Source organism: Caulobacter sp. HMWF025 (assembly GCF_003060965.1).
Lineage (GTDB): Bacteria > Pseudomonadota > Alphaproteobacteria > Caulobacterales > Caulobacteraceae > Caulobacter.
This window is the reverse complement of sequence record NZ_QAII01000046.1, coordinates 1-7,712: the sequence shown is the minus strand read 5'-3', so window position 1 is coordinate 7,712 and position 7,712 is coordinate 1. Positions and strand designations below refer to the sequence as shown.

The 7,712-nt window shown below is 67.8% G+C and carries 10 protein-coding genes; 4 read left to right on the top strand and 6 right to left on the bottom strand.

What is annotated here, in order from left to right:
* On the bottom strand, nt 1-379 hold a 379-nt coding region (locus DBR10_RS05880), incomplete at its 3' end, for an FAD-binding oxidoreductase (RefSeq protein WP_146187823.1).
* Between the two features lie 72 nt (nt 380-451).
* Between DBR10_RS05880 and DBR10_RS05875 the strand changes: the two genes are divergently transcribed.
* Both DBR10_RS05875 and DBR10_RS05870 read left to right on the top strand, forming a co-directional pair.
* A complete protein-coding gene (locus DBR10_RS05875; protein WP_108489608.1) occupies nt 452-733 on the top strand; it encodes a type II toxin-antitoxin system VapB family antitoxin in 282 nt (93 codons plus the stop codon).
* Nucleotides 734-741: 8 nt separating this feature from the next.
* Nucleotides 742-1,122, top strand: a complete 381-nt coding sequence (locus tag DBR10_RS05870) for a type II toxin-antitoxin system VapC family toxin (RefSeq protein WP_233243293.1) — start codon at nt 742-744, stop codon at nt 1,120-1,122.
* On the opposite strand, the gene DBR10_RS05865 is transcribed toward DBR10_RS05870, so the two are convergent.
* The 4 genes from DBR10_RS05865 to DBR10_RS05850 form a co-directional block, all read right to left on the bottom strand.
* Nucleotides 1,108-1,431, bottom strand: coding sequence for a 1-deoxy-D-xylulose-5-phosphate synthase (locus DBR10_RS05865; RefSeq protein ID WP_108504034.1), 324 nt, complete (start codon nt 1,429-1,431; stop codon nt 1,108-1,110). The two genes, DBR10_RS05870 and DBR10_RS05865, sit on opposite strands and share 15 nt — an antisense overlap.
* A 6-nt stretch (nt 1,432-1,437) precedes the next feature.
* Nucleotides 1,438-2,415, bottom strand: coding sequence for an L-threonylcarbamoyladenylate synthase (locus DBR10_RS05860; protein WP_108556206.1), 978 nt, complete (start codon nt 2,413-2,415; stop codon nt 1,438-1,440).
* The gene (locus DBR10_RS05855; RefSeq protein ID WP_108504035.1) at nt 2,346-3,632 is read right to left on the bottom strand and encodes a YceI family protein; all 1,287 of its coding nucleotides are present in this window, start codon (nt 3,630-3,632) and stop codon (nt 2,346-2,348) included. The genes DBR10_RS05860 and DBR10_RS05855 overlap by 70 nt, the downstream gene beginning before the upstream one ends.
* Before the next feature lie 107 nt (nt 3,633-3,739).
* Nucleotides 3,740-4,372 carry a YceI family protein gene (locus DBR10_RS05850; RefSeq protein WP_108504036.1) on the bottom strand — a complete coding sequence of 211 codons (633 nt, stop codon included), beginning with the start codon at nt 4,370-4,372 and terminating at the stop codon, nt 3,740-3,742.
* A gap of 201 nt (nt 4,373-4,573) precedes the next feature.
* Here DBR10_RS05850 and DBR10_RS05845 point away from each other — a divergent pair, with 201 nt between their 5' ends.
* Entirely contained in the window at nt 4,574-6,331 is a 1,758-nt protein-coding gene (locus DBR10_RS05845; protein ID WP_108504037.1) for an acyl-CoA dehydrogenase, read from the top strand.
* A gap of 102 nt (nt 6,332-6,433) precedes the next feature.
* Here the strand turns inward: DBR10_RS05845 and DBR10_RS05840 are convergent, their stop codons facing one another.
* The gene (locus DBR10_RS05840) at nt 6,434-6,916 is read right to left on the bottom strand and encodes a peroxiredoxin (RefSeq protein ID WP_108504038.1); all 483 of its coding nucleotides are present in this window, start codon (nt 6,914-6,916) and stop codon (nt 6,434-6,436) included.
* Between the two features lie 112 nt (nt 6,917-7,028).
* Between DBR10_RS05840 and DBR10_RS05835 the strand changes: the two genes are divergently transcribed.
* Nucleotides 7,029-7,613 (top strand): YqgE/AlgH family protein, encoded by a 585-nt coding sequence (locus DBR10_RS05835; protein WP_108504039.1) that lies wholly within the window; start codon nt 7,029-7,031, stop codon nt 7,611-7,613.
* The last annotated feature ends 99 nt before the right edge of the window (nt 7,614-7,712 follow it).

The window sequence follows — 7,712 nt, the reverse complement described above, 5'->3', positions numbered from 1 at the left end:
CCTTGGCCGCCTCCTCATGGGCCTGGGCCAGGGTGACACCGGCCTCCAGCACCATGGCATCGTCCAGCCCGTCGACATCGCGCACGGCCCGCAGCTTCTCGGTCGACAGCAGGATCTCGCCCTGCGGGATCTGGCCAGCGACGAGGCCGGTATTGCCGCCCTGCGGGGTAATGGCCACGCCGTCGGCGGCGCAGATGCCGACCACCGCGGCGACCTCGTGGGTCGTGCGTGGCAGGACCAGCAGCGGGGTCTGGCCCCGCCAGCGTCCGCGCCACTCTATCAGCTTGGGCTCGAGGCGCGCGGGGTCCTCACTCCAGCCGCCCTCGCCGAGCACGGCCTTGAGGCGGGAAACGACGTCTGCGGGAACGGGGTTGGTCATGGGGGTGGAGGATAGGCTTCGTGAAGGATCGGAAATAGGATATACTTGTTTATATACCGCAGGAATCCCGCCATGGGCATCTTCATCAAGAATCCCGAGACCGAGCGCAAGGTGCGCGAACTCGCCCAACGCCGCGGCTCCACCCTGACCGCAGCGATCGACCAGGCTCTGGACCAGGCCTTAAGGGCCGAAAACAATACTCAACGCCCCAAAAAGTCCCTTGAGGAAATCAGAGCGGCCACTGACCGGTTTCGCCGCGCCACGGGGCTGGACAAGTTACCATCGACTCCTGTGTCCAAAGCAGAATGGGATGCGCTGTGGCCGACGGGCATATCAGAGATCGATAATCTGTGACTGTCGTAGTGGACGCTTCCGCTCTCGTGGCCATGGCGCTGGCGGAACCCGAACGTTCATCGTTCGAGCTGGTCATAGCGCAAACAGACGCCCTGCTGGCAACACCCATCAATTTGATGGAGGCCGGGATTATCCTCGTGCTGCGGGAAAAACGCTTCACAGCAGACGAGTATCATCGCTGGCTCGGCGACCTCGACATAGTATCGTCCAGCCTCGTTGGCGAACGGGAAGCTCTCCAAGCCTATCTGCGCTGGGGCAAGGGCGTGCATCGGGCCGGCCTCAACATGGGCGACTGCTTCGCCTACGCCCTGGCCAAGTCCCTCGACGCCCCCTTGCTGTACAAGGGCGATGACTTTCCGCTGACCGACGTTCGCTCAGCCCTGGCCTAGATCCGGATCGGGCACGCCGCGGATCTTGGCCCAGTATTCCTCGCGCACGTCCTCGTCGATCACCGCCGGCTCGCCGGCACCCTTGTAGAGCCGGTCACCGCCGTCCTTGCGGGCCTTGGCGATCCAGAAGGGCTGGCCGGTTTCCAGGTCGCGGAAATTGGCCTTCAGGCCCGAATTGCGCAGGGCCTCGAACGCGCGGCCCGCATAGTAGAGGGTCTCTCCGGTCTTGGACGACCCCACCCGCCCGATGCGCGCGGGACCATTCAGGCCCTTGGACTTGTCCTCGAGGTACATGATCTTGAATTTCATCGGCCTCTATCCCACGAACCCGGCCGCGCGTCTAAGCCGGTCATTGATCGCCTCGCCCAGGCCCTCGAGGGGGATGGCCGCCACCGCGATGCCGACCGGCTTCGTCCGATCGGCGGCCCGCAGGAAGGAGAACAGGTTGGCCGCCGCTTCGGCCAGGTCGCCGGTCGGGCTGAGATTGAACACGCCCTCCCCGTCCGGCCAGGGCCCGAAGGCCAGAAACGCCTCGCCGACCTGTGGCCCGGCAGCGTCGATCCGGACCGGCGCGTCAGGGGCGTAGTGCAGGGCCAGCCGGCCGGGCGAGCGCTTGGCGTCGTCATCGGCTTCGGCCAGCGGACCGACCACGGCCTCCAGCTGGGCGCGGGTCACGGCTCCGGGACGCAGCAGGCGCGGCGGGCCGTCGAGCACGGCGACGACGGTGGATTCCAGCCCGACCGCGCAGGGGCCGCCGTCCAGGGTCGCGGCGCAGCGGGTGCCGGTCTCGCCCATCGCGTCGGCATGGGTGGTCGGGCTGGGCCGGCCCGAGCGATTGGCCGAGGGGGCCACCACCGCCCCGCCGAAGGCCGCCAGCACGGCGCGGGCCAGCGGGTGTCCAGGAATACGGATCGCCACCGTGTCGAGACCGGCCCGGGCCAGGTCGCAGACGGCCGCAGGATCGCGGATCGGCGCAACAAGCGTCAGGGGGCCGGGCCAGAAGGCGCGGGCGAGAGCTATCGCCCGCTCATCCAGCACGGCGATGCGGGCGGCCGTCTCCAGATCCGCGACATGGGCGATCAGCGGATTGAAGCGCGGCCGGCCCTTGGCCTCGAAGATCGCCGCTACGGCCGCCGGGTCGGCCGCATCGGCCCCGAGGCCATAGACGGTCTCGGTCGGCAGCAGCACCAGCCCGCCGGACGCCAGGGCCCGGGCCGCCTCGCCTATTTCGTCCTGGCGGTCAGGGCGAAGCTGACCTTCACCTTGGCCGCGATCTGATCCGTACTCGCCCATTCGCCCTGTCCAACCCCGAACACGGTCCGGTCCAGGGTGGTTACACCGCGCGCCGTGGCCGTGTCGCCGTCGATCTTGAGGCTGAACGGCAGGCTGAGCGGCTTCCTGACCCCGCGCAGGTCCAGAGTGCCGTCAGCGATATACTTGCCCTCGCCGGTCTTGCGGAACGTGCTGGCCGTGAACGTGGCCTTGGGGTGGGCGGCGGTGGCGAAGAAATCATCGCCCGGCAGGCTGGCGTCACGCTGGTCATCGCCGGTCCTGGCCGAGGCCATGTCGATGCTGACGGTCAGTTTCGAGCGGTCCAGAGCCTCAGGCGAGAACAGGATGTCGGCGGTCCAGCGGGTGAAGCTGCCTTCCAGGGCCTCGCCCGACCAGGTGGCGGTAAAGCCCAGGGTCGAGCTCTTGGTCACCGTCCAGGCGACCGGATCCTTCAGGACCGGAGCCTCGACGGGCGCGGCCGCTGTGGGGTCAGACGGCTTGGCCTCCGGAGCGGCCGGGGCCGCAGGGGCGGCAGCGGGGACCGGCGCGGGGGCCTCGGCCACCGCTGGAGCCGCCTTGGGCTTGGCAGCGGGCGTATAGAGATAGCCGGCGGCAATGACCGCCACCAGACCGGCAGCCGCCAGCCAGGCGCGGGGCTCCTTCAGGCCCGCCCTGGCCCCGGGCGCCATGTTGCCGAACACCCCGTCCTTATCGAGCACCTGGTGCTTGGCCACCGCCCCCAGATGCAGGAGCAGCAGCAGATAGGTGACCTTGACCAGTACCTCATGACCGATCTCGCCGATCTCGTGCCAGACATGCTTGGCCGCCGGGGCCAGTTCCGGGATCAGCGGCAGATGCGGCCACGGAATCGTCCCGAACAGCAGGGTCGGGATGTTGGTCTTGCTGGCCGAGACCAGGATCCAGCCCGTCAGGGGCAGGCCGATCATGATCACGTAGAAGCCGATGTGCACGAGGTGCGAAGCGGTCTTTTCCCACTTCGGCTGGCCCTCGGGGGCGGCCGGTGGCGGGTTGAACAGCCGCCAGCCCAGCCGGGCCAGGCTGAGCAGCAGGATGGTGATGCCGATCGACTTGTGAAGCTGGAAGAGGGCGAACGTCGTCGGCCCCTTGGGCCCGTCTCCGGCCCGCCAGCCCAGGATGATCTGGAAGATGATGGCGGCGGCAATCAGCCAGTGAATGACGATCGCTACGATGGTGTAGCGGGTCCGCGACGCAGCCATGCGGGCTCTCCAGACGTCGAGTGATCGAAACAAGGCGGCCGCCACGCGGGCGACCGCCTCATCTTCAGCTTAGGACGGAACGGCGCGACGTACAGCCGCCCGCCGTCTTACTTGCGGTCGAATTCGACTTCGACGTTCAGGGTCACGTCGTCGCCGACCAGCGGCACGTACTTGCCGACGCCGAACTCCGAACGCTTGATCGTGGTCGAGGCCGAGAAGCCGGTCTTGACGCTGCCCGGCGCGAAGCCCGAGCCGACGCCGTTGAAGGTGACATCCAGCACGACCGGCTTGGTCACGCCGTGGAAGGTCAGGTCACCGGTCACCTTGCCCTTGTGGCCGTCACCGACATCGACCTTGGTCGAAACGAAGGTGATGGTCGGGTACTTGGCGGCTTCCAGCCAGCCGTCACCGGCCAGTTCCTTGTTGAACTTCAGACCGAAGGCGTCGCCGCCGGTGGCCGTGTCGATCGAGGCCGGGTCAACCGTGACGCTGATCTTGGCCGCTTCCGGGGTCTTGGGATCATAGCTGAAGCTGGCGTCCAGCTTGGTGAAGCGCAGGGTGTAGCCCGAGAAGCCCATGTGGCTGAGCTTGGCGGTCAGCGAAGCGTGGGTCTTGTCGAGGACATAGTTGCCGGCGGGCAGGTCGGCGGGCTTGGTCGAAGAGACGCCCGGCGCGGCCATGGCGGCGGGTGCCGAAAGCAGCGCGGCGGCAAGGGCGGCATAGGCGAAGGGACGGGCCATCGGAAAGAGTCTCCAAACTGTCATAGCATCGGTTACGGTTCTAACGACTTAGGGTGTCTTCAGTTCAGATAAAGGGCGGCAGGATCACGAAAGCGTGAGACGAGGCCTCGTCCGGCCTGCCGCGCCCCGCCCCGGGGCTCGGCTTGGCGGACGGAGCGACCGGGCCTACAGAGGGACCGGTACCCTGGAGTTTCGCCGGTCATGACCTTCCGCGCCCCCGTCCGCGACATCGCCTTCTCGCTCCGCCACGCCGCCGGCTTCGACCGCCTGGCCACGGCCTTCCCGGAGGCAGACGCCGATACCGTGGACGCCGTGCTCGAGGCGGCCGGCCTGTTCGCCGCTGATGTCCTGGCCCCGCTGAACCGTCAGGGCGATCTGGTCGGGGCGAAGCTGGAAAACGGCGTGGTCCGCGCGGCACCGGGCTTTGCCGAGGCCTATCGCCAGTTTGCCGCCGGTGGCTGGACTGGCCTGGCGGCCGCCACCGCCCATGGCGGTCAGGGCCTGCCCAAGACGCTGGAAGTCGCAACCTACGAGATGGTGCACGCCGCGAACATGGCCTTCGGCCTGTGCCCCATGCTCAGCCTGGGGGCCATAGCGGCCCTGGCCCAGCATGGCACGGACCGCCAGAAAGCCCTCTACCTGCCCCGCATGGTCTCGGGCGAGTGGACGGGGACCATGAACCTGACCGAGCCGCAGTCCGGCTCGGACCTGGCCTCGATCACCACCGTGGCCACACCGGACGGCGACGGCGGATGGAAGATCACCGGCCAGAAGATCTACATCACCTGGGGCGATCACGATGTGGCCGACAACATCGTCCACCTGGTTCTGGCCCGGACGCCGGATGCCCCTCCGGGGGTCAAGGGCATCTCGCTGTTCCTCGCCCCCAAGGTCGTGGTCGATGAGGCCGGTACCCTGGGCGAGGCCAACGCCCTGCGGGTCGGCGGGCTGGAGCACAAGCTGGGCATTCACGGCTCGCCCACCTGCGTGATGCTGTTCGAAGGCGCAAAGGCCGAACTGGTCGGCCGGCTGGGCTCGGGCCTCGCCCACATGTTCACGATGATGAATGCCGCGCGTCTGCAGGTCGGCACCGAGGGCGTGGCCATTGCCGAGCGCGCCTACCAGCAGGCGCTGGCCTTCTCGCTGGAGCGCCGCCAGGGCCGCTCGGCCTGGACCGGCGAGGCCTCCGCGCCGTTGTTCGACCATCCCGACATCCGCCGCACCCTGGTCCTGATGAAGGCCCGGGTCGAGGCCGCCCGGGGCCTCTGTCTGTCCACCGCCGTCGCCGCCGATCTGGCCAGCCACGGCGCAACGGAGCCGGAGCGCGTCGCCGCGCGGCTGCGCGAGGAACTGCTGACCCCGATCGCCAAGGCCTGGTCCACCGACATCGGCGTGGCCGTCGCCTCGGACGGTGTCCAGATCCACGGCGGCATGGGCTTCATCGAGGAAACCGGCGCGGCCCAGCACTATCGCGACGCCCGCATCGCCCCGATCTATGAGGGGACCAACGGCATCCAGGCCATCGACCTGGTCGGCCGCAAGCTCGCCCTCGGCGAGGGCCAGGCGATCGGCGACCTGATGGACGACATCCGCGATACGATCGACCAGCTGAAGGCTGCAGAGCTTGGCCTGATCGGCACCCGCCTCGAGACCGCCCTCAATGCGACGGCCGATGCCACCGCCTGGCTGATCGAACGTCGCGCCCGGGCCATGCCCGACGCCCTGTCAGGGGCCACGGCCTATCTGAAGCTGCTGGGAGATGTCGTGGGTGGCTGGATGCTGGCCAAGGGCGCGCTCGGCGCAGCCATCGAAGCCGACGCAGCCTGGGCCGACAGCAAGCGAGCCCTGGCCCGGATCTATGCCGAGGCGGTGCTGTCCCAGGTGCCGGGACAGGTCGCGGGCGTCAAGCTGGGCGCGGCAGACCTTGCGGCGCTGACGCCGGAGGTTCTGGGGGCTTGATATGGAAGAGGCGGTGGATTGCTCCACCGCCTCTCTTTTTACTTGTCATCCCGGGCGGCGTAGCCGACCCGGGATGACAGGGCATTTTTCGATCGTTGAACCCTACAGCTGACCCAGCATGTAGTCGGCCGACGAGACCTTGAATTCCCCGCCTTCTTCAACGTTCAGGGTCTCGACCACGCCGTCCTTGGCGATCAGCGAGTAGCGCTGCGAGCGCAGGCCCATGCCGAACTTGCTGCCGTCGAATTCCAGGCCGAGGGCCTTGGTGAAGTCGCCGTTGCCGTCGGCCAGCAGCAGCACTTCGCCGTCGATGCCCTGATCCTTGCCCCAGGCCTTCATGACGAAGAGGTCGTTGACCGAGACGCAGGCGATGGTGTCGACGCCCTTGGCCTTGAACTCGGCCGCATGTTCCTTGAAGCCCGGCAGATGCTTGGCCGAGCAGGTCGGGGTGAAGGCCCCCGGGACCGCGAAGAGCGCGACGGTCTTGCCCTTGAACAGATCGTCGGTCGAGACCGGCGCAGGCCCTTCGGCGGTGCTGGTCATGAACGTCGCTGCGGGAAGAGTATCGCCAACCTTGATCGCCATGGGTCTTTGTCCTGTCCAATGAGAGTGCGGAACTCGAATATAGGGCGAAAGTCCCATCGCCAAGCGTCAGGTTTGACTTGAAACCGTCGTCTTCTGTCCCGATCCTCTGACCATGAACCGCACCTCACCTGACGAAGCGGATTTTCTGGCCGGACGCCTGCTGGTGGCCATGCCGGGGATCGAGGACGAGCGCTTCGAGCGCGCCGTGCTCTATCTGTGCGCCCATGACGCCGACCAGGCGATGGGCCTGACCGTCAACCGTCCCGTCGAGGGCCTGACCGTCTTTGAACTGCTGGACCGGCTGGGGGTTCCGTCCGAGCACAAGACCCTCGACGATCTGGTCCTGCTGGGCGGCCCGGTCGAGCTGGAGCGCGGCTTCGTGCTGCACACCGACGACTTCAACTCACCCGAATCGACCCTGCACCTGGCCGACGGCCTGGGTCTGACGGCGACGCGCGATGCCCTCGACGCCATCGGCAGCCGGATCCGTCGCCCGCGCCGCTCGATCCTGGCCCTCGGCTATGCCGGCTGGGGCCCCGGCCAGCTCGAGCAGGAGGTCAGGGACAATATCTGGCTGATCTGCGACGCCGACGAGGCCCTGCTGTTCGACGACGACCACGAGCACAAATGGACCCGGGCCCTGGCCAAGCTGGGCATCTCGGCCGATCACCTGTCCGTCCAGGCGGGGCGGGCTTAGGGGACCTGGACGGAGTCACTCGCCCCCTCCGCGCCTGCGGCGCTCCTCCCCCTTAGGGGGAAGATGAAGCGTGCCGATCTGGTCTTCCCCCTATGGGGC